Here is a 20,846-nt window from a genome sequence, read left to right as displayed (position 1 = left end):
CTACGCGAGCTTTTTTCGGGATACTTGATTCCTGTGCGAGAAGCAGAGCTGAGATCACGACTCGATGCGGTTCTCGGGGAGGACTATGCCCCGAGCTGGGCGGCCACGGTCGCTCTCCAGGGCCTCGACAGCCGCACCCTCGATGAGGCGTTGCGGGACCGGGTCCCCTGCAAGACGATCTGGCGGGCCGTGTGGGAGGAGCTCGGTCTACCGGATCGGATGCGCTGACGGGCACGCCGACCGCGGGCGACACGCCGAGGATGACGGCAATCGAACAGGTGTTCGTCTAAGCTGTGTCCCGCTGCTGGTTGTCCACACCCGCAGTGCTCGGGCGCAGAAATGTCAGTCCTGCTCCCTACAGTGAAGGTGTAAGGACGTGGACTCGCGCCGCGGGTTCGTCGAGTGAAAGGAACCAACATGTCGGTCGCGGATCGCGCCAAGGCTCTGGAGGCGGCACTCGCCCAGATCGAGAAGGCGCACGGCAAGGGCTCTGTCATGCGCCTCGGGGAGGACAGCCGGCTCCCCATCGACGTGATCCCCACGGGCAGCGTCGCCCTCGACGTGGCGCTGGGGATCGGGGGTCTGCCGCGGGGCCGGATCATCGAGATCTACGGCCCGGAGTCCTCCGGCAAGACCACCGTCGCCCTCCACGCCATCGCGAACGCACAGGCGGAGGGCGGGATCTGCGCCTTCATCGACGCCGAGCACGCCCTCGACCCGGACTACGCGGCCAAGCTGGGCGTCAAGACGGACGAGCTGCTGGTCTCCCAGCCGGACAACGGTGAGCAGGCGCTGGAGATCGCCGACACCCTCGTGCGCTCCGGCGCACTGGCGCTCATCGTCATCGACTCGGTTGCCGCGCTGACCCCGAGGGCGGAGATCGAGGGGGAGATGGGTGACTCCCACGTGGGCCTCCAGGCCAGGCTCATGAGCCAGGCCCTGCGGAAGATGACGGGAGCCCTCAAGTCCGCAGGGACCACGGCGATCTTCATCAACCAGCTGCGCGAGAAGATCGGGGTCATGTTCGGCTCCCCCGAGACCACCACCGGCGGTCGGGCACTGAAGTTCTACTCCTCGGTGCGCCTGGACGTGCGGCGCATCGAGACGCTCAAGGACGGTTCCGAGATGGTGGGCAACCGCACCCGGGTCAAGGTCGTCAAGAACAAGGTGGCCCCGCCGTTCAAGCAGGCGGAGTTCGACATCATCTACGGGGAGGGTATCTCCCGCGAGGGCAGCCTCATTGACATGGGTGTGGCCAACGGCGTCATCCGCAAGGCCGGCGCCTGGTTCACCTACGGTTCCGACCAGCTCGGCCAGGGCAAGGAGAACGCCAGGAACTTCCTGAGGAACAATCCCGAGGTCGCCAACGAGATCGACCAGAAGATCCGGGTGGCGCTGGGGCTCGGCGACTCCCCGGAGGGGGAGGAGCGGATCAACCCCGAGACCGGCGAGGTGGAGGTTGACTTCTGACCTGGAGTTTGCCCGGCGGATCGCGCTGCGCCTGCTCGAGACGCGTAGCCGATCCGAGGCCGAACTGCGGGCCAGACTCGCGGCCAAGGCGGTGCCCGAGGAGCTGATCGACCAGCTCGTGGAGCGCTTCACCGAGGTGGGGCTCATCGACGATGCGGCCTTCGCGCGGGCCCTGGTGCGCACACGCAGCGAGATCGACCGGCAGGGAAGGGTCCGTATCCGGATGGAGCTCCGGCGTCGGGGGGTGGCCGACGAGATCGCCGAGGCGGCTCTGGTGGACCTGGAACGCGACGATGAGCTGTCCACCGCCCTCGCCTTCGCGGAGCGACGTCTTCGTGGCATGGGAGGGTTGGCTCCCGTCGTGGTGCGCCGGCGCCTGCACGCCGCCCTGGCCCGTCGAGGCTTCAGCCAGGGGATCTGTCTCACGGTGCTGGCCTCCGTGCTGGGGGAGTCCGAGGAAGGGGAGGGTGCCTCCGACGGGGTGTCGTGCGGGTATAGGCTTCCAGATCAGGATTCCTGAGGAAGGAGCGGCCGTGGAGTGGATCGGTTGGCTGGTGCCAGGCGTTCTCGCGGTCTTCCTGGCGGTGGTCGTCGTGAGGAACAACCGCACCACGAAACGCTTCCTCGAGGAGCACCTCCGTGCGGAGGGACGGTCCCGCAACGTCGCCGACGATGTGCGTCAGCAGGCCAGCGAGGCCGCGGAACGGGTGCGGGCGGATGCCAAGCGGGTGCTGGAACAGGCCGAGGAACACGTCAACCAGACCGTGGCGGAGCTGGATCGGCGACGCGACGAACTCGAGGCCTCCATCGCGGCGCAGCGGGCCGAGCTGCGCGAGCAGCGCGCCACGCAGGAGCGGCAGGAGGAGCGCCTCCACGAGCGCGAGGACCGGCTGGCCGCCGAGGTGGAGGGGCTGGCCACCCGCGCCGAGCTGCTGGAACAGCAACGACGTGAGCTCAAGCAGCGTCGCGAGGAACTGGCGGCCGAGCAGGACCGCCTCACCTCCGAGCTCGAACGCATCGCGGGACTGACCGTCGCCCAGGCCCATGCCGAGGTCGTGGCCCAGGCCGAGCATCAGGCCCGCATCGAGGCCGCCACCCTGGCCCGGGACATCGAGGAGGAGGCCCGACGGCAGGCGGAGGAGCGGGCCCGATCCATCGTGGTGAGTGCCATCCAGCGATGCGCTGCGGAGCAGACCTCCGAATCCGTCGTCACCAGCGTCGATCTCCCCGGCGACGAGATGAAGGGGCGGATCATCGGGCGGGAGGGCCGCAACATCCGCGCCTTCGAGCAGATCACCGGGGTCAACGTCATGGTGGACGACACCCCGGAGATGGTGCTGCTCAGCTGCTTCGACCCGGTGCGCCGGGAAGCGGCCCGGATGACCCTGGCCGACCTCGTCGCCGACGGCCGCATCCATCCCGCTCGGATCGAGGAGGTGCACGAACGGAGCCAGCGCCTGCTCGGGGAGCGCATCCTCAGCACGGGCGAGCAGGCGTTGCTGGAGGTCGGCATCACGGATCTGCACCCCGATCTCGTCCCGGTGGTGGGTTCCCTCGCGTTCCGCACCAGCTACGGGCAGAACGTCCTCGCCCACCTCAAGGAGTGCGCCCACCTGGCGGGAGTCATGGCGGCGGAACTCGGCCTGGACGTGGCGCAGTGCAAGCGGGCGGCCTTCCTGCACGACATCGGCAAGGCCCTCACCCATGAGACGGAGGGGCCGCACGCCCTCATCGGAGCCGATCTGCTGCGTCGGCACGGTGAGGACGAGGACATCGTCCATGCGGTGGAGGCGCACCACAACGAGGTGCAGCCCCGCACCGTGGAGGCGGTCCTCACCCAGGCGGCGGACGCCATCTCCGGGTCCCGCCCCGGTGCCCGAAGGGAGTCACTCGAGGCCTACGTCGAACGGATGCAGCACCTCGAGGCGATCGCCATGGGGCAGCCGGGGGTCACCCGGGCCTATGCCATGCAGGCCGGACGTGAGGTGAGGGTCATGGTGGCGCCCGAGGAGGTCGATGACCAGGGAAGTCAGGTCCTGGCCAAGGAGATCGCCGCGGAGGTGCAGCGCAATCTCACCTACCCGGGGCAGATCCGGATCACCGTGGTGAGGGAGTCGCGGGCCACCGAACTGGCCCACTGAACGGGGCGACGGCGTCACCCGACCGGCAACCGCACTCCCCAACGGGCCCGGGCGGACTCGCCCGCCCGCAGCAGGATCCGGTCCCGGTGGGTCGGGCCCTCGTTGAAGGCGTTGGGCCCGCAGGTCATCGGCTCGACCGCGATGCTGGCCCGCGTCGGTGGGGTGAACACCTGGACCCACTGCGTCGTCGCGTCACCCCAGACCTCGATGGAACGCCCGTCGCCGGACAACGTCACGGCCCATTCCCTGGTCAGGGGGTCCGTGAAGGCGGTGTCGAGTTCCGTCGAACCGATGCGTCGCGGAGCGGTGAAGTCGTGCTCGGCGCTGATCGGCCCGAGATGGATCGGCAGCAGCCGCTCCGGATCCACGGTGAGCTCCGCGTCGAAGGGGATGGTGAGTTCAACCCGGCTCAGGTCGTCGAACCGGAAGTAGGGGTGGACGCCGTAGCCCCAGGGGAACGGCTCCACACCGATGTTGGTGGCGAGGACCTCCACCGACAGCCCGTCCTCCGTCAGTTCATGCAGGATCTCGACGGCGAGGATCCCCGGCCAACCCCGCCGCGGCCAGAAGACCGTGCGTTGCCGCACCGCGGAGGTCATGTGGGAGAGCACCTCCCACTGCTGGCCGACGTTGAACCCGTGGTTCGCGTTCGCCCGCGCCACCTCGTTGATGGGGAGCTGGTGGCTGGTCTCCCCGATGGAGTAACGGCCATCGCGCAGCCGGTTCGGCCACGGCATCAGGTGGGCCCCCTGCCAGCGCCGCGGCTGTTCGTCCGCCTCGTAGGTGTCCAGGAGCTCGACGCCGTCCAGCCTCAGGCTGCGCAACCCCGCGCCGACCTGGGTGGTGACGGCACTCCAGCGATGGCTGCGGATCTCGTACTGTTCACCGGTGGGATGGATCATGACCCCACATTAGAGGGTGAAGCAGCGGCGGAACGTCACCATGAGTCAACTGGTGACGTTCCGGCAGGGGTGCCACGAGGAGAACGGTCGTCACCTGTTGGGACCCCATCGCGTCGGGGCGGCGCGTCACGGGCACACGTCGACGCACCGTCATCCTCGTCCGATCTCCTATAGTTGGGCCACCATGAGCGCGCGCACCTACCACGTCATCACCTACGGCTGCCAGATGAACGTCCACGACTCCGAACGGATCTCCGGACTCCTGGAGGAGGCCGGACTGCAACGCGCCGAGGGCGACGACCAGGTCCTCGGTGCCGGCGCCGACGTCGTCGTCTTCAACACCTGCGCGGTGCGGGAGAACGCCGACAACCGTCTCTACGGGAACCTCGGGCACATGGCCGCGGTGAAGGCCCAGCACCCCGGCATGCAGATCGCCGTCGGTGGCTGCATGGCGCAGAAGGACCGGGAGATCATTCAGCGTCGGGCGCCGTGGGTGGATGTCGTTTTCGGGACCCACAACGTCGGCAGCCTGCCGACGCTGCTGGAGCGGGCCCGGGTGGAGGAGGCCGCCCAGATCGAGATCGTCGAGGCGCTGCAGACCTTTCCGAGCAATCTCCCGAGCCGGCGGGAGTCGCCCTACTCGGCGTGGGTTTCGGTGAGTGTGGGGTGCAACAACACGTGCACCTTCTGCATCGTGCCGCAGCTGCGCGGCAAGGAGACCGATCGCCGCCCGGGCGACATCCTCGCCGAGATCCGCATGCTCGTCGAGCAGGGAGTTCAGGAGATCACGCTGCTCGGCCAGAACGTCAACGCCTATGGTGTCGAGTTCGGGGATCGCCAGGCCTTCGCGAAGCTGCTGCGGGCCTGCGGGGAGATCGACGGGCTGGAGCGGGTCAGGTTCACCTCCCCGCACCCGAGGGACTTCACCGACGACGTCATCGCCGCCATGGCCGAGACCCGCAACGTCATGCCGCAGCTCCACATGCCGCTCCAGTCCGGCTCGGACGCGGTGCTCAAGGCGATGCGGCGCTCCTACCGCAGCGAGCGGTTCCTCGGGATCCTCGAGCGGGTGCGGCAGGCGATGCCCCACGCCGCGATCACCACGGACATCATCGTCGGCTTCCCCGGGGAGACCGAGGAGGACTTCGAGGCGACGATGGAGGTGGTGCGGCAGGCGCGGTTCTCCGCGGCCTTCACGTTCCAGTACTCGAAGCGTCCGGGCACCCCCGCGGCCGAGATGCCGAACCAGGTGGCCAAGGAAGCGGTCCAGGCGCGCTATGAGTGTCTCGTCGAGCTGGTCGGTGAGATCGCGTGGGAGGAGAACCGGCGCTTCGAGGGGCAGGAGGTCGAGGTCATGTTCGCCCTCGGGGAGGGCCGCAAGGATGCCGAGACCAACCGGATGAGTGGGCGGGCGCGGGACAACCGACTCGTCCACGTCAGGGTGAGCGACGACATGGCCGAACGTCCCCGGCCCGGGGACATCGCGATGGCGACCATCACCCACGCCGCCCCGCACCACCTCAACTCGGACCTGCCGATCCGGGGGCTTCGCAGGACCCGCGGTGGCGACGCGTGGGAGGCCACCACGAGGGAGCCCGCGCCGAGCGGGGTCCCCCTGGGGATGCCAGGCCTCGGCCGACCCGCCTGACGGGAGGGACAGCGAGGCCCCGTCGCGTCTCCGCGACGGGGCCCACGGACAGGGACCTCACTCAGCGGCGGGCTTGTTCTTTCCCGCCAGGTCCTCGACCTTCTCCTTGAGGAACTCGGCGCCCGAGTCGATCTTGTCGCCGAACTTGTTCCCGGTGGCCTTGTCGAGCATCTCGGCCCCCTTGTCGATGGCGCCGTCGATCTTCTCCTCGTGCGCGGCGACCTGATCCCCGATGCCGTCGAAGATACCCATGTTGCTCCTCACTGTTCATGGCGTGCCAGATGCATCACCTGCCACCATGATGCCCCCTGACACGCAGGACTGTCACTGGCAGGATGGGGGCATGCAGCCTCCCATGATCGTTCTCGTCGGCCCCACGGCCACGGGCAAGTCCGCCCTCGCGATCGAGTGCTGCCATCGGATGGCCCGCGATGGCGGCGTCGGGGAGATCGTCAACGGTGACTCCATGCTCGTCTACCGCGGCATGGACATCGGCACGGCCAAGCCCGCTCCGGAGGAACGCGGCGGCATCGTCCACCATCTGGTGGACGTCATGGACGTCACCGAGACGGCCAGCGTCGCCTGGTTCCAGCGGCGGGCCCGCGAGGTGATCGAGGGGATCAGGGCTCGCGGGGCGGTGCCCGTCCTCGTCGGCGGCTCGGCGCTCTACACCCGTGCCATCACCGACCATTTCGACTTCCCCGGCTCGGACCCCGAGCTGCGGGCCCGGCTCGAGGGGGAACTGGAACGGCTGGGGGCGGCGGCGCTGCACCGTCGGCTGAGCGAGGTGGCCCCGGCATCGGCGGCCTGGATCGAGCCGGGGAACGGTCGCCGGATCGTGCGGGCCCTCGAGGTGCATGAGCTGACGGGAGGGCATCAGGCCGTGCTGCCCGAGTGGACCTACGAGCTGGACGGCGTCCACCAGTTCGGGTTGACCCTGGAGCGGACGGAACTGGATCGACGCATCGACGCCCGGGTCGACGCGATGTTCGAGGCGGGGCTCGTGGCGGAGGTGCACTCACTTCTCGACCGGGGGCTCGCGGAGGGGCGGACCGCCAGCATGGCGATTGGATACCGGCAGGTCATCGAACACCTCCACGGGCTGCGCACGGAGGCCGAGGCCCGGGACGAGGTGAAGCGGGCCACGCGACGGTTCTTCCGCAAGCAACTCGGGTGGTACCGCCGTGATCCGCGCATCACGTGGCTCACGGCGGGGGATCCCGACAACGTCGAGCGCATACTGAGAGCTGTGGGGTTGTGACGAGGACGACAGAGAGGGACAAATGATGCTGTTCACGAAGGGCCATGCCACGGGCAACGATTTCGTCATCATCGACGACCATCACGGGGCCTTGGATCTCAGGGCCGAGCAGGTGGTGTGGCTCTGTGATCGGCGGCGCGGCATCGGGGGTGACGGGGTGCTCCGGGTGGTGCGTGCCGGGAACGTCCCCGACAGTGATGCCGACGACCCGGCGGTGTGGTTCATGGACTACCGGAACGCCGATGGCTCCGTCGCGGAGATGTGCGGCAACGGTCTGCGGTTGTTCTCCCGGCACCTGCTCGAGCAGGGCCTGGTCGGTGAGGCCGAGTTCGTCGTCGCGACGAGGGCGGGCCTGCGGAGGGTGAGGGAACTCCCGGACTCCACTCTGGCCACCGATCTCGGCGAGGTGAAGGTGGGCCGGGCTCCGGTGACGATCCGGCACCAGGGCCGGGAGCTGGAGGGCCATCCCGCCGATGTCGGCAACCCTCACGCGGTGTGCTTCGTCGACGGGGAGGAACTCGACGCCCTGGACCTGACCATCGCCCCGACCTGGGAGCCCGCCGAGGCCTTCCCGAACGGGGTGAACGTCGAGTTCATCCACGTGGTCGAGCCGGGACGGTTGCGGATGCGGGTCCATGAACGGGGCTGCGGGGAGACACTGAGTTGCGGGACGGGGGTCGTCGCGGCCGCGACGGTGCATCGGCTGCGCAGCGGGGTCGAGGGTCCGGTCCGGGTGTCGGTGCCCGGAGGTGACCTCACGGTGACCTTCGAGGACGGGGGCACGTGGCTGACGGGGCCCGCGCTGGTCGTGGCGGAGGGGGAGTTCCGACACTGAACCGACGGTGTGAGGGGATTTTGTCGGGGCCGCCTGCCAGAATGGTGCAACGATGAGCTCCCCCTTTGACACCCAGAACCATGACGTCCTCGATCCCGAGGCGAACCACGACGGTGACCAGCAGGACCTCGCCGAGCGCCACTCGCTGCGGCGGGTGGCCGGCATGCGCACCGAACTCGAGGACATCTCGGAGGTCGAGTACCGCCAGCTCCGGCTGGAGCGGGTGGTACTGGTCTCGGTGTGGACCTCCGGCACCCAGCAGGACGCCGACAATGCGATGGCCGAGCTGAAGCTCCTCGCGGAGACGGCCGGCTCCGAGGTGCTGGAGGCGCTCGTGCAGCGTCGCTCCCATCCGGATCCCGCCACCTACATCGGGCGGGGCAAGGTGGAGGAGGTCGCCGAGGTGGTGCGCGCGACGGGCGCGGACACCGTCATCTGCGACGGCGAACTGCAACCGGCCCAGCTGCGGAACCTCGAGGACCGGGTCAAGGTGAAGGTGGTGGACCGCACCGCGCTCATCCTCGACATCTTCGCCTCCCACGCCAAGTCCGCCGAGGGCAAGGCCCAGGTCGAGCTGGCCCAGCTCCAGTACCTCAAGCAGCGGCTTCGTGGCTGGGGTGGGAACCTGTCCCGGCAGGCGGGCGGACGTGCCGCGGCGGGGGCCGGTATCGGCGGTCGCGGTCCCGGCGAGACGAAGCTGGAGACGGATCGTCGCCGCATCCACCATCGCATCGCCCAGCTCAGGCGCAAGCTCCGCGACATGGAGGCCACCCGGGAGGGGAAGCGGGCGGAGCGTCGCAGGAACCAGGTCCCGAGCGTCGCCATCGTCGGCTACACCAATGCGGGCAAGTCCTCCCTGCTCAACCGGCTGACCGGGGCGGGGGTGCTCGTGGAGGATGCGCTCTTCGCCACCCTGGACCCGACGACCCGCAGGACCGAGACCCGGGACGGTCGTGTCTTCACCCTGACCGACACCGTCGGCTTCGTCCGGCATCTCCCGCACGACCTCGTCGAGGCCTTCCGCTCCACGCTGGAGGAGTCGGCCACCGCGGACCTGCTCCTCCACGTCGTGGACGCCTCCGATCCGGACCCGGAGGGGCAGATCACGGCCGTCCGCGAGGTGCTGGCGGAGATCGGGGCCATCGGGGTGCCGGAGCTGTTGGTCTGCAACAAGGCGGATCGGGCCGACGCGATGACCCTCATGGCGTTGCGCGCCAACCATCCCGACAGCGTGGTGGTCTCGGCACGCACCGGGCAGGGGTTGGCCGAACTGGCCGAGGCCGTCGAGGCGAGGTTACCGAACCCGGAGGTCCCGGTCGACGTCCTCGTGCCGTACACCCGCGGTGACCTCATGGATCGGATCCATCGGACCGGGACCATCGAGGAGCTCGAGCACACCGCCGAGGGGACGCGGGTGCGGGCCCGGGTGCGGCCAGCGCTCGCGGACGAGTTGAAGGACTTCGGTGTCTGACCTTGCCGGACGCATCCTCCACCAGGCGGTCTCCAGGATCGGGGGAGGGGAGCGGCCGGGTCAGGTGGCCATGGTGGCCGCCATCGCGGATGCCATGGCGGAGGGCACCCACCTGCTGGTGCAGGCCGGGACGGGCACCGGGAAGTCGCTCGGCTATCTCGCCCCGGCGCTGGCGAGGATCGTGGAGCGTGACGAGACGGTGGTCATCGCCACGGCCACCCTGGCCCTCCAGGCGCAACTCGCCAGCACCGACATCCCGGCCGTGCTGGAGGCGGTCGAGACGGTGACCGGGAGGCGCCCCCAAGCCGCGGTGCTCAAGGGGCGCACCAACTACGCCTGCCTGTACAAGGTGCGCGACGGCGTCGCCGAGGCCGGGCAGGGCAGCCTCATCGGGGCGGCTGACCTCGGGGAGGTGCGCAAGGGGGAATCCCCCTCGAAGCTCGGGGTGGAGGTGCTCGCCCTCAGGGAATGGGTCGAGGAGGAACTCCTCGCCGGGGGCAACGGGGATCGGGACGACGCACCCACCCACACCGCCCAGGCGTGGCAGCAGGTCTCGATCCCGACCCGGGAATGCCTCGGCGCCACGAAGTGCCCGTTCGGGGCCGAGTGTTTCGTGGAGCGGTCCCGGGGCCAGGCGCAGGACGCCGACCTGATCGTGACGAACCACGCCCTGGTCGCCATCGACGCGATGCACGGGCACACGGTCCTCCCGGAGCACTCCGTGCTGATGATCGACGAGGCCCACGAGCTGACCAGTCGTCTCACCACCGCAGCGACGGGGGAGCTCGGCGAGGCGCAGGCGGAGCGGATCGCCAAGCGTTGTCTCCCCTGGCTGGAGGACGACACCGGGACGGATCTGCTCGAGGCCGTCGAGCGTCTCGGGGATGCGCTCGTCGACGCGCCGACCGCCCGGGTGGAGGGGGAGGGGAGCTTCACGCTGGCCTGTGCGGGGGTGCGCGACGCGGCCCGCAAGGCCGTCTCGGAGCTGGGCCGGAAGAAGGACGACCCGGAGTGCTCCCAGGCCCTCGGGGCGTTGGGGGAGATCTTCGACGTCGCCGAACGCATGGCCAAGCTGTCGGAGCACGATGTGGTGTGGATCTCGCGCGGGGTGAGCGAGACGCCGACGGCCTACGTCGCCCCCCTGTCGGTGGCCGGGCTGCTCCGGGAGGAGATCTTCGGATCCGCCACGACGATCCTGACCTCGGCCACGCTCACGTTGGGCGGCGACTTCCGTGCCTTCGCGGCGAGCATCGGGCTCAGGGCCGCGGATGAACTCGCCGAGGGGCGTGAGGCGGGCGAGGAAGGGGGCTGGCGGGCCCTCGACGTCGGTTCCCCCTTCGACTACGGCAGACAGGGAATCCTCTACGCCGCGTCCTCACTGCCCAGCCCGGGCCGGGACGGCCTGACCGAAGAGGTCCTGGCCGAGATCGCCCAGCTGGTCTGGGCGGCGGGGGGCCGTACCCTGGGCCTCTTCGCCTCCCGCCGCAATGCGGAGCAGGCCGCAGCCCACTGCCGGGAGGCCCTGCCGGAGCTGAGGATCCTGTGCCAGGGTGACGCGCAGCTCTCGGAGTTGCAGCGTGTCTTCAAGGAGGAACCGGAGACCAGCCTGTTCGGCACGATGTCCCTGTGGCAGGGCGTCGATGTCCCCGGTGAGACCTGCCAGCTGGTCATCATCGACAAGATCCCGTTCCCGAGACCCGACGACCCGTTGATGCAGGCCAGGAAGAAGGCCGTCGACGACGCGGGGGGCAACGGGTTCATGGCGGTGGCGGCGACCCATGCCGCGCTCCTGCTCGCCCAGGGAGCCGGGCGGCTGATCCGGAGGGAGAGCGACCGTGGCGTGGTCGCGATCCTGGATCCACGCCTGGTCACCGCTCGGTACGGCAGTTTCCTCGCCCGCTCCCTGCCCGCGTTCTGGCGGACCACCGACCAGGACATCGCCGGCCGTGCCCTGTTGAGGTTGCGCGGCGCCGAGTGACCCGTCCCGGGCGGGATGCTGCTTTTGTCGGCGGCGGCGCGTATAGTTTCCCTTCTCGAACGTGCGTTCGATTCGTGAGTCTGAGGAGGGGACATGAAACGTCGCCACGACCCGATCGCCGTCAGGATGGGGCAGGGGCCCATGCAGTTCGTCTGGCATGGCCGTCTGTACCGGGTCACCGAGATCCAGGGACGGTGGAGCCGCTCGGCCCAGTGGTGGATGACGCCGGAGCTCGTCGGGGACCTGCTCGATGAGCAGGAGGTCTGGCGGGTGGAGGCCGGGACCTCCGCGGCACGTCGGGGAATCTATGAGCTGACCCATGCGGTCGGGGACGAGGAATGGTTCCTCACGGGGGTCCACGACTGATGACGGCCTTCACCCATCTGCGCGTCGCCTCCGGCTACTCCTTCCGATACGGCGCATCCCATCCCGAACAACTGGTGGAACGGGCGCTGGAACTGGGGATGGACACGCTCGCCATCACCGACCGGGACGGCCTCCAGGGGGCGGTCCGTTTCGCCAAGCACTGTCTGCGCACCGGTCTGTGGCCGGTGGTGGGGGTGGATCTCGCCCTGGGGGACGGAGCCCCACCCGAGCGGACTCCCACGCCGGTCAAGGGCGGAAGGGTGCGGGATGACAGGAGGCCCCGGGTGGTCGTCCTGGCCACCTCCCGGGCGGGGTGGGCCACACTGTGTCGGCTGGTCAGCGCCGCCCACGCCCACGGGGCACGGGGGGAGGCCGTCGTGACGATGGACCTGTTGGCGGCCCACTGCGCGGGGGGCGACGTCGTGGTGATGCCGGGGGCCGACTCGGACATCGGAGCCCTGCTGGCCGCATCCCACCACGACCTCGCGCTGTGTCGTGCCCGCCGGTGGCGGGAACTGCTGGGGTCGCAACTGGTGATCGCGGCCACCAATCAGCGGGTGGAGGGCAGGGGGGTCGGGTCGGCCCATCAGGCGGCGGGTCTGATGCGGGTGGCCGACGAACTGGGCGTGGACTGCGTGATGACGAACATGGTCCGGATGGCGCAGCGGACCCAGGGCCCCGTCGTCGACATCCTCGACGCGGCACGCAGACTGGTGCCCCTGTCCGGACGCAACCTCGACCGAAGGAACGCGGAGGGGCATCTCAAGGATGCCGAGGCCATGTCCGTCGTGACCCACGAGGCGGCCCGGCTGGCCGGTCTGGACGGGGACCAGATCCTGCGGAACACCGTCGAGCTGGGGGAACGCTCCCGACTGCACCCGGTGACCGACATCGGGCTCGGGGAGGTCAGGCTGCCCGAGTTCGAGACCCTCGGAACCACGGCCGACCAGGCGGGTGCCGTGCTGCGACAGCGATGCATCGTCGGGGCCAACGAGCGATACGGGGCTCCCGGCGAACAGGTGCTGGAACGGCTCGACGAGGAACTCGAGGTCATCCAAGGACTCGGTTTCGAATCGTATTTCCTCACCGTGGCCGACATCGTCGACATGGTGAGGGCCAAGGGCATCCGGTGCGCGGCACGCGGGTCCGGGGCGGGCAGTCTGGTGAACCACGTGCTCGGCATCTCCGGGGTGGATCCGCTGGCCCACGACCTGCTCATGGCCAGGTTCCTGTCCCCGTTGCGTCGCTCGCTGCCGGACATCGATCTCGACGTCGAGTCGGAGCGTCGCGCCGAGGTGTACGACCTGATCCTCGAGGCCTTCGGTGAGTCCCGGGTGAGCTGTGTGGCCATGCTGGAGACCTACCGGGTCCGGCACGCGATCCGCGACGTCGGAGCCGCTCTCAGCCTGCCGCCGGCCGAGATCGACGCCATGGCCAAGGCCTTCCCTCACATCAGGGCCCGCGACGCCCGGGCGGCTCTGCGGGAACTGCCCGAGCTGCGCGCGGCAGGGCTGGGGGAGGAACGACTCGACGGGCTGTTCCGGCTGGTCGAGGCGCTGGACGGTCTGCCGCGACACATCGCACTGCACCCCTGCGGTGTCCTCCTGAGCGACTCCGCGCTTCGGGACCGCACCCCCGTCGAGCCCAGCACCCAGGGCTATCCGGTCAGCCAGTTCGACAAGGACGACGTCGAGGACCTCGGATTCCTCAAGCTGGACGTCCTGGGGGTCCGGATGCAGTCCGCGATGGCCCATGCGCTGAAGGAGGTGGAACGCACGGAGGGCGCCGCCCCCGACATCGACGCCCTGGCCCCCTTCGACGACGCCGACGTCTACGAGATGATCGCGCACCGTCAAACCCTGGGCTGTTTCCAGATCGAGTCCCCCGGGCAGCGTGAACTCGTCGGCAGGTTCGGGCCCAGCACCTTCCTCGATCTCATCATCGACATCTCCCTGTTCCGTCCCGGCCCCGTCAGGACCGACATGATCACCCCGTTCCTCGAGGCCCGTCAGGGCTGGACGGAGCCGCAGTACCTCCATGACAGGTTCCAGGGCGTCCTCGAGGGAACCTGCGGGGTGGTGGTCTTCCACGAGCAGATCATCCAGCTCATCTCGCTCGCCACCGGATGCTCGCTCGCCGAGGGGGATGAGGCCCGACGCGCGCTCGGGGACACCGAGGGGCAGGGCCGGATCCGGGAGTGGTTCCTCCCGAGGGCCCGCGCCAGTGGCCTGCCCGAGCATGTGGTGACGGAACTCTGGGGGATCCTCGTCGGTTTCGCCTCCTTCGGCTTCTGCAAGGCCCATGCGGCGGCTTTCGCACTTCCCACCTATCAGTCCGCCTGGCTCAAGCGTCACCATCCGGCGGCCTTCCTGGCCGGGGTGCTGACCCATGACCCCGGCATGTATCCCAAGCGGCTGCTGTTGGAGGAGGCGCGACGGATGGGGCTCGCCGTTCTCGGGCTCGACGTCAACGTCAGCGATCACGCCTACCGGGCGGAGCGCACCGATCAGGGGTGGGGGATCCGGTTGTCGTTGGCCGACGTGAAGGGCATCTCCGCCAACGAGGTCGCCGCCATCGAGGCCGGACGCCCCTTCCAGGGGATCACGGACTTCGTCGATCGTGCCGGGGTGAGGCGTGACGTCGTGGAGAACCTGGTGCTCACCGGGGCCTTCGACTCCCTCTACCGGATCGGTGACGGCGAGGGGGTGTCGCGTCGCGCCCAGGTGACCCGCCGGGACCTGCTGCTCAGGCTCGCTGATCTCACCCGGCTCGCGCGGGGGCGTCCCGGGGTGGCGCAGCAGGCCCTCGTGCTCGGGGAGGGGGAGGACGTGACAGCGAGTGGGCTCCCCGAGTTGGGGGAGCAGGAGCGGCTCCGGGCCGAGTTGGAGATCCTGGGGCTGGATGCCTCGTCGCACATCGTCTCCCGTTACCTGCCGTTGTTCCGGGCGATCGGGGTGGTGCCCTCGACGGCGTTGCTGCAACAGCGCAACGGTGGAGAGGTGCTGGTGGCCGGGGTCAAGGTCGCCACCCAGACCCCGCCGGTGAGATCGGGGAGGCGCGTGGTCTTCCTCACCCTGGACGACTCGACCGGGCCGGTGGACGCGACCTTCTTCGAGGATGTCCAGGGCCCCTGCGCCGCAACGGTCTTCAACAGCTGGCTGCTGCTGGTCCGGGGGCGAGTGCGACGGACGGGGCCGCGCGGGATCTCCATCCGTGCCACCGGTGCGTGGGATCTGTCCCGGGTCCTCGAGCTGTGGGAGCGGGTGCGGTTCGCCGAGGGGGACGACGAGGCGAGGCGGGCGGTGTGGGCGTGGCTCGCGGAGTTGCCCGAGGCGTTCACCCCTCCGGAGGTGCCGGAGACGGATCCCCTGCCCCCCGACGGGGACGAGCCGCCACCTGATCCGCGGCGTCGTGGCCGGGGCGGCGGCATGGGAAGGCGACGTGTGCTGGTGACCTCGGCCTCCCCGTGGGTTGATGTGAGGCCTGCCGGCACCGGTGCGGCGGAGGCGCCACGCAAGTTGTGGCACACCAGTCCGGGGAGTTCGGGATGATGAGCAGGATCGTCGCCCATGTCGATGTGGCTGCTCTCGAGGTTGCCGCGGAGTTGGTTCGCCGCCCTGAACTGGCTGGGGTGCCGATGGTCGTCGGCGGTGGTGACCGCGGGGCGGTGCTGTCGGCCAATCATCACGCGCGCACGTTCGGGATCGAGGGCGGGATGTCCTCGGCGCGGGCGCGACGCCTGTGCCCCCACCTCGTCGTGGTTCCGCCGGATCCCGACCATTACCGGAAGGTCGCGGAGGCGATCGTCGCGGTGTGCGAGCGGTACAGCGATCGGGTCGAGCCCGCGGGGGAGGGCGAGGTCTTCGTCGAGTTGTCCGGGGGAGTGAGGAGGGCGGGGGACGCCGGGCTGGTGGGGGAGCGGCTGCGGGCCGTGGTGTTCGCCGAGCAGGGGGTGTGGTGTTCGGTGGGGATCGCACCGAACAAGTTCGTCGCGAAACTGGCCTCTGCCGCAGCGGGGCCGACCGGGGTGCGGGTCGTGCGGTCCAGCGAGGTGATCGACTTCCTGCACCCGATGCCCGTGGAGGTCGTCCGGGGGGTGGGGCGGGCGACCGCGGACACGTTGCACAGGCTCGGTCTGGCCACGGTGCGGGAGGTCGCCGAACTCTCCCCGGAGGTGTTGTGCCGTGTGCTGGGGGAACGTCAGGGCAGGGTGCTGGCCGAGCTGGTCTGGGGACGTGATGAGCGTCTCGTGATCCCTCGCTCCCCTCGGGGGCACAGCGTGGGGAGCCAGCATGAGTTCGGGCGGGACACCGACGATGTCGGCCTCGTCGAGCGGGTGATCCTCGGCCTGTGTGAGCGTGTCGCTGCCTCGGTCAGGGCGCAGGGGATGGTCGGCCGTGTGGCGGTGCTCACTCTCCGGTTCGCCGATCTCACCTCGATCAGCCGCTCCGCCACGCTGACGGCCCCGTCGGACCTGACCGGAGTGATCCATGCGGAGGTGCTGCGGGTGTTTCGCCGGCTGCACCTGCAGCGGGCCCGGGTGCGGCGGGTCGGGATCCGGTTGGAGGGGTTGACGGTCAGGGCGGCGACCTGGCAGCAGGTGACCCTGGATGCGCCGGAGCGGGGGTGGGCGGAGGTCGAGGCCGCAGTGGATCGGGCGGTGCTCCGTTTCGGTCCCAGCGCGCTCTGCAGGGCATCACTGACCGCGGTGAGGGAATAGCTTCAAAAAGTATTGTATTCTTCTTGGGTTGTTGGTGCGGTTCGGTGGGAGATGGGATGAGCGGTTTCGTTGGGCGGGTGCAGGAACTGGCCGAACTCGGTTCCCTGTTCGAGACCGTCGCGCGGGGAGGTCGGGCGGACGCCGGGCTGGCGGTCATGCTGCGTGGCAGGCGACGGGTCGGCAAGTCGCGGCTCGTCACGGAACTCATCGCCAGGCTCGGCGCCCCGGCGGTGTACTTCCAGGCTGCCCGATCGGCTCCCCAACGTGAGGAACTGGGTCTGTTCGCCCAGGCCATCGCCCACTCGGATCTGCCGGGAGCCTTCCTCGCCGAGGGGAACACACCCGCTTCCCTCACCGCGGTGCTCCGGCTCCTGACGGCCGCCCTGCCCGCGGACGCCCCCTCCATCGTCGTCATCGACGAATTGCCCTGGCTGCTCGAGGGATTCCCCGGCGGGGCGGGCGAACTACAACGGGTCTGGGACCGGGAACTCTCCCGCCGCCCCGTCCTCCTCCTGCTGCTGGGCAGTGACCTCGGCATGATGGAGGCCCTCATGCGTCACGACCAGCCCTTCCATGGAAGGGCGACGGAGATGCTGCTCCGGGCGCTCTCGCCGCGGGATGTCGCGACCATGACCGGCTTGACCGGGGCCGCCGCCCTCGACGCATTCCTCATCACGGGCGGGGCCCCGCTCATCGCCCAGGAATGGACTGATGGGGAGACGCCGGAGAACTTCGTCCGCTCCTCCTTCGAACGGTCGACGAGTGCCCTGATCGTCTCCGGTGGCAGGGCGCTGGAGTCGGAGTTCCCTCCCGATTCCCACGCCCGAGCGGTCCTCACCGCCATCGGGGGCAAGGGGGAGCGGGTCCGCTCCGGCATCCTCAACTCGCTGCACGGGACGCTCTCGCCGACCTCCTTCGACCGTGCCCTGGACCTGCTCGTCGACAAACGCATGGTTGCTGCCGACGACCCCCTGTCCACCCGTTCCGCGCTCAAGGATCGCCGCTGGCGGGTGGCGGATCCGTCCCTGCGATTCTGGCTCGCCTTCGTCGCCCCTGCGATCGCGGACGTGGACCGGGGACGCCCCGATCTGGCCTTCTCCCGGTTCGAGGCGGGCTACTCCTCGTGGCGGGGACGAGCGGTCGAACCGCTCGTGCGGGAGGCGCTGTCACGACTGCTGCCCGACGAACGATGGCCCGAGGCCCATCGGATCGGTGGCTGGTGGCCCAGGAGCAACAACCCGGAGATCGACCTCGTCGCCACGGACGCCCGCCCGGGGCGGCGGGTGAGTTTCGTCGGCACCATCAAATGGCGGGAGCACGAACCACTCGGGCAGGCTGATGTACGGGCACTCCAGCAGGGAGCGGCACGGGTCCCGGGCGTGGATGACACCACCCCGCTCGTCGGTGTGTGCCCGGCTGGGGGAAGGGCGCCGGAACTGGCCCAGGTCTGGGACGCCGATCAGATCCTCGCCGCCTGGGGGTGAGTGGTCAGCGGAAGCTGATGAGGATGTCGCCCTCCATCGCCCGCAGGGGCTCACCGTCCTCGGTGAGTTCCTGCCACACCGACGGGTCGTCGGAGTCCATGTCGTCGAACAGCCGGATCTCCGAGTACAGCCCCGGGCTCACCGGCCCCGGGAGGGTCACGACGGTGGGGTGTCCGAGCCGGGGCCGGCCCCCTTCCGACTCGGCCGCCAGGTGGGTGCACAACTGCACCAACATCTTGAGCTGTTGGACGTACTCCCGATCCGGTGCCTGGAGGACGTACTCCTCGCGGAGTTGTTCCTTGACCAGCTCTGTGATGACCTCGATGCCCACGAGGTGGGAGTGTAGCCCCATGCCTCGGGGCGTTGAGCGTCGGCCCGGCACAATGGACCGACGAGCATGCCCGTCAACCAGATCCCCGGTGTGGAGGTGCCACCGATGTTCGACTCGATCTCGTCGGACCCCGTCCTCGTGCACGAGGGGACCCAGCTCCAGGTGAAGCTGTCGGGCCCCACCGCTGAACTCAACGTCTGCCTCGACGCCGACGACGTGGCCCGTCTCGAGGGTCAGGACGCACCTCTGGTGATCCCGGTCACCGCGGGGACGAGCGCCGGGACCAAGGCGCACTGGACCGCTACGGAGGGCGACCTCTACATCCTCGTGGGAGAGGACGCCGAGACTTGGGACATCGCCTTCGTGTGCGAGCCCGAACTGTTCAGGACCCTGGTGGAGCAGTTGCGTCAACCGCGGTGACCGCGGCGACCGTCACCTCCATCCGGGCGGGCGGCAGTCCCTTGTCCCGGCAGAGGTCTGCCAGGGTGCGGGCGACCTCGCGCACCACATCCCCGGCCCTGTGATCGGCGCTCACCGCACAGGAGACCTGGATCGTGCACGACTCGTCGCCGATGTTCACCGCGACCGCATTGGCCCCGGAGCCCACCCCGAGGGCGCGGGCGCCCTCGGCCAGGACGGCCTTCACCGACGATCCTGCCAGGTACAGCTGCTGCACCCCGGCCACCTGCAGGGCGGCCGCCTCCAGCTCAGTCGCGAGCTCGGCGTTGTCCGTCACTCAGGCACCTCCGTCGTGTCGTTCCGTGCTCACATCAGTGACCACGATATCGACTGCTGAAACGTTCAGATCCGTGTGCGTGGCCACGTCCTCCAGGATGCGGGCCCGCAACTGATCCGCGAGTTCGGGGATGGGCGGGCCGAACGGCATGCACACCTCGACGACGATCCGCGTGGGGGCATCAGGCGTCTCGACATCCCCCTCCAGACGGCAGCGTCCGATCACGACTCCCGGAAGGCTTTCCTCCGCGTGACGGACCAGGCCGCGCACCGCACCCTCTGTGACACCGAGGTCGTGGGGGTCGGCATCCCGGTAGGGGATGCGTCGTCCGGCGTGGGCGTCGAGAGCGATGCCGCTCAGGATCCAGTTCACCCAGGAGTCGTCCGTCGCCGCATCCTCCTCGTCCTCGCGCACCATGTCGGCGGTCAGACGACGCAGACGTTCGAGGGATTCGAGGGCGAGTTGGCATCCGGGGGACCGCTCGATGGATTCGTTCCGAGGGCTGCGCCCTGCCTCGAGGTAGGCCTCGAGTTCATCCAGTGTGTGGCCGTCCAGGTCCGTGGCGGGGACGTCCGGAAGGGCATCAGGGTCAATCATTGCCACTCCTCCATCCTCGTCATGATGGTCCTGCGGGCTCGGGCGAGGAGCCCACGGACGGTGGACTCCGGTAGGTCGAGGGCCTCGGCGATCTCGCGGTAGCTCATGTGGTCCACCTCGCGCAGGATCCAACAGCTGCGTTGGGCGTCGGGTAGTTGTGCCAGAACCTCGCGGAGGGCCGATGCGGTCGCCTTCGTCTGGGTCATCCGTGACGGGGAGTGCGCCTCCGCGGCCGGGAGTTCGAGATCCTCGGGGTCATCCATGGGGCGACGGGACCGCACCCGGTCGATCGCCCGGTGGCTCGTGATGCGCATCAACCAGGCCTTGACGCGACGTGGGTCGTCGAGTTGCTCGAGTTTGTTCCACGCAGTGATGAAGGCCTCCTGGACCACATCGTCGACCTCGGAGTTGGATCCGAGGATGCGACGGGCCGCAGCCCGCATCATCGGACCGTAGCGACGCACCAGCACGCCGAAGGCCGTGACGTCGCCGTCCGCGGCACGTCCGGCGATGATGCGATCGTCCGCGGATGCCAGCAGGACATCGTGAGGGCTGCGGCCTCCCTCGTCGAGGAGACCGCAGCCCGGTTCAAGTACGCCGTGGGACAAGTCACGCCTTGTTACGTCCGACGACGAAGCCGTAGATCGCCAGCACGATCAGGGAGCCGCCGATGGCGAGCGCCCAGCTGGAGAGCGAGAAGAACTCATCGATCTTCTGGTTGAACAGCAGGCTGCCGAGCCAACCGCCGACGATGGCGCCGACGACGCCGAGGATCAGGGTCGCAACCCATCCGCCGCCCTGCTGGCCGGGCATCAGGAACTTTGCGATCGCTCCGGCGATGAGGCCAAGCAGCAAGAAGGCCAAGAATCCCATGAAGGTCACCTTTCGTGTCGTGCCACCGATTGC

At 69.3% G+C, this 20,846-nt stretch carries 21 protein-coding genes; 14 read left to right on the top strand and 7 right to left on the bottom strand.

Annotated elements, in window-relative coordinates:
* Window positions 1–33: 33 nt before the first annotated feature.
* From EII35_RS09915 to rny, 4 genes are all read left to right on the top strand, one after another.
* Window positions 34–228, top strand: a complete 195-nt coding sequence (locus EII35_RS09915) for a DUF3046 domain-containing protein (protein WP_125228311.1) — start codon at window positions 34–36, stop codon at window positions 226–228.
* Between the two features lie 189 nt (window positions 229–417).
* The gene (gene recA / locus EII35_RS09910) at window positions 418–1,470 is read left to right on the top strand and encodes a recombinase RecA (RefSeq protein WP_125228310.1); all 1,053 of its coding nucleotides are present in this window, start codon (window positions 418–420) and stop codon (window positions 1,468–1,470) included.
* On the top strand, window positions 1,460–1,990 hold the full coding sequence (locus EII35_RS09905; protein ID WP_185744264.1) for a regulatory protein RecX: 531 nt from the start codon (window positions 1,460–1,462) through the stop codon (window positions 1,988–1,990). The genes recA and EII35_RS09905 overlap by 11 nt, the downstream gene beginning before the upstream one ends.
* 13 nt (window positions 1,991–2,003) lie before the next feature.
* Window positions 2,004–3,611: a ribonuclease Y gene (rny, locus tag EII35_RS09900; RefSeq protein ID WP_125228308.1), complete on the top strand. Its 1,608-nt coding sequence runs from the start codon at window positions 2,004–2,006 to the stop codon at window positions 3,609–3,611.
* A 14-nt stretch (window positions 3,612–3,625) separates the two neighbouring features.
* Here the strand turns inward: rny and EII35_RS09895 are convergent, their stop codons facing one another.
* Window positions 3,626–4,513 carry an aldose epimerase family protein gene (locus EII35_RS09895; protein WP_125228307.1) on the bottom strand — a complete coding sequence of 296 codons (888 nt, stop codon included), beginning with the start codon at window positions 4,511–4,513 and terminating at the stop codon, window positions 3,626–3,628.
* Between the two features lie 184 nt (window positions 4,514–4,697).
* Between EII35_RS09895 and miaB the strand changes: the two genes are divergently transcribed.
* Window positions 4,698–6,161: a tRNA (N6-isopentenyl adenosine(37)-C2)-methylthiotransferase MiaB gene (gene miaB, locus EII35_RS09890; RefSeq protein ID WP_125228306.1), complete on the top strand. Its 1,464-nt coding sequence runs from the start codon at window positions 4,698–4,700 to the stop codon at window positions 6,159–6,161.
* 57 nt (window positions 6,162–6,218) lie between these two features.
* On the opposite strand, the gene EII35_RS09885 is transcribed toward miaB, so the two are convergent.
* A complete protein-coding gene (locus EII35_RS09885) occupies window positions 6,219–6,413 on the bottom strand; it encodes an antitoxin (protein ID WP_125228305.1) in 195 nt (64 codons plus the stop codon).
* A 91-nt stretch (window positions 6,414–6,504) separates the two neighbouring features.
* Between EII35_RS09885 and miaA the strand changes: the two genes are divergently transcribed.
* The 8 genes from miaA to EII35_RS09845 all read left to right on the top strand — a co-directional run bounded on the left by miaA (window position 6,505) and on the right by EII35_RS09845 (window position 18,276).
* A complete protein-coding gene (gene miaA / locus EII35_RS09880; RefSeq protein WP_125228304.1) occupies window positions 6,505–7,422 on the top strand; it encodes a tRNA (adenosine(37)-N6)-dimethylallyltransferase MiaA in 918 nt (305 codons plus the stop codon).
* A 22-nt stretch (window positions 7,423–7,444) separates the two neighbouring features.
* Entirely contained in the window at window positions 7,445–8,257 is an 813-nt protein-coding gene (dapF, locus tag EII35_RS09875) for a diaminopimelate epimerase (RefSeq protein WP_125228303.1), read from the top strand.
* Between the two features lie 52 nt (window positions 8,258–8,309).
* Window positions 8,310–9,728, top strand: coding sequence for a GTPase HflX (hflX, locus tag EII35_RS09870; RefSeq protein WP_125228302.1), 1,419 nt, complete (start codon window positions 8,310–8,312; stop codon window positions 9,726–9,728).
* Window positions 9,721–11,706: an ATP-dependent DNA helicase gene (locus tag EII35_RS09865; RefSeq protein WP_395858239.1), complete on the top strand. Its 1,986-nt coding sequence runs from the start codon at window positions 9,721–9,723 to the stop codon at window positions 11,704–11,706. The genes hflX and EII35_RS09865 overlap by 8 nt, the downstream gene beginning before the upstream one ends.
* Window positions 11,707–11,799: 93 nt before the next feature.
* Window positions 11,800–12,072: a DUF6504 family protein gene (locus EII35_RS09860; protein WP_125228301.1), complete on the top strand. Its 273-nt coding sequence runs from the start codon at window positions 11,800–11,802 to the stop codon at window positions 12,070–12,072.
* Entirely contained in the window at window positions 12,072–15,623 is a 3,552-nt protein-coding gene (locus EII35_RS09855) for a DNA polymerase III subunit alpha (RefSeq protein WP_125228300.1), read from the top strand. Before EII35_RS09860 ends, EII35_RS09855 begins: the two co-directional genes overlap by 1 nt.
* A complete protein-coding gene (locus EII35_RS09850) occupies window positions 15,620–16,792 on the top strand; it encodes a DNA polymerase Y family protein (RefSeq protein ID WP_125228299.1) in 1,173 nt (390 codons plus the stop codon). Before EII35_RS09855 ends, EII35_RS09850 begins: the two co-directional genes overlap by 4 nt.
* A 56-nt stretch (window positions 16,793–16,848) precedes the next feature.
* Window positions 16,849–18,276 (top strand): ATP-binding protein, encoded by a 1,428-nt coding sequence (locus tag EII35_RS09845; protein WP_125228298.1) that lies wholly within the window; start codon window positions 16,849–16,851, stop codon window positions 18,274–18,276.
* A gap of 4 nt (window positions 18,277–18,280) precedes the next feature.
* Here the strand turns inward: EII35_RS09845 and EII35_RS09840 are convergent, their stop codons facing one another.
* Entirely contained in the window at window positions 18,281–18,607 is a 327-nt protein-coding gene (locus tag EII35_RS09840; RefSeq protein ID WP_125228297.1) for a hypothetical protein, read from the bottom strand.
* A gap of 66 nt (window positions 18,608–18,673) precedes the next feature.
* On the opposite strand from EII35_RS09840, the gene EII35_RS09835 reads away from it, so the two are divergent.
* Window positions 18,674–19,027 carry a hypothetical protein gene (locus tag EII35_RS09835; protein WP_125228296.1) on the top strand — a complete coding sequence of 118 codons (354 nt, stop codon included), beginning with the start codon at window positions 18,674–18,676 and terminating at the stop codon, window positions 19,025–19,027.
* On the opposite strand, the gene EII35_RS09830 is transcribed toward EII35_RS09835, so the two are convergent.
* From EII35_RS09830 to EII35_RS09815, 4 genes are read right to left on the bottom strand one after another with little or no spacing between them, the layout of a single operon-like run.
* A complete protein-coding gene (locus tag EII35_RS09830; RefSeq protein ID WP_125228295.1) occupies window positions 18,990–19,343 on the bottom strand; it encodes a hypothetical protein in 354 nt (117 codons plus the stop codon). The genes EII35_RS09835 and EII35_RS09830 overlap by 38 nt on opposite strands.
* The gene (locus tag EII35_RS09825) at window positions 19,344–19,940 is read right to left on the bottom strand and encodes an Asp23/Gls24 family envelope stress response protein (RefSeq protein ID WP_125228294.1); all 597 of its coding nucleotides are present in this window, start codon (window positions 19,938–19,940) and stop codon (window positions 19,344–19,346) included.
* Complete coding sequence (locus tag EII35_RS09820; protein WP_221739727.1) at window positions 19,937–20,548, bottom strand: RNA polymerase sigma factor; 612 nt, start codon at window positions 20,546–20,548, stop codon at window positions 19,937–19,939. The genes EII35_RS09825 and EII35_RS09820 overlap by 4 nt, the downstream gene beginning before the upstream one ends.
* Window position 20,549: 1 nt before the next feature.
* The gene (locus tag EII35_RS09815; RefSeq protein WP_125228293.1) at window positions 20,550–20,813 is read right to left on the bottom strand and encodes a GlsB/YeaQ/YmgE family stress response membrane protein; all 264 of its coding nucleotides are present in this window, start codon (window positions 20,811–20,813) and stop codon (window positions 20,550–20,552) included.
* Window positions 20,814–20,846 lie beyond the last annotated feature (33 nt).

It is taken from the genome of Arachnia propionica, assembly GCF_003932785.1.
GTDB classification, from domain to species: Bacteria; Actinomycetota; Actinomycetes; order Propionibacteriales; family Propionibacteriaceae; genus Arachnia; species Arachnia propionica_B.
This window is presented reverse-complemented; position numbering and strand designations above follow the sequence as displayed.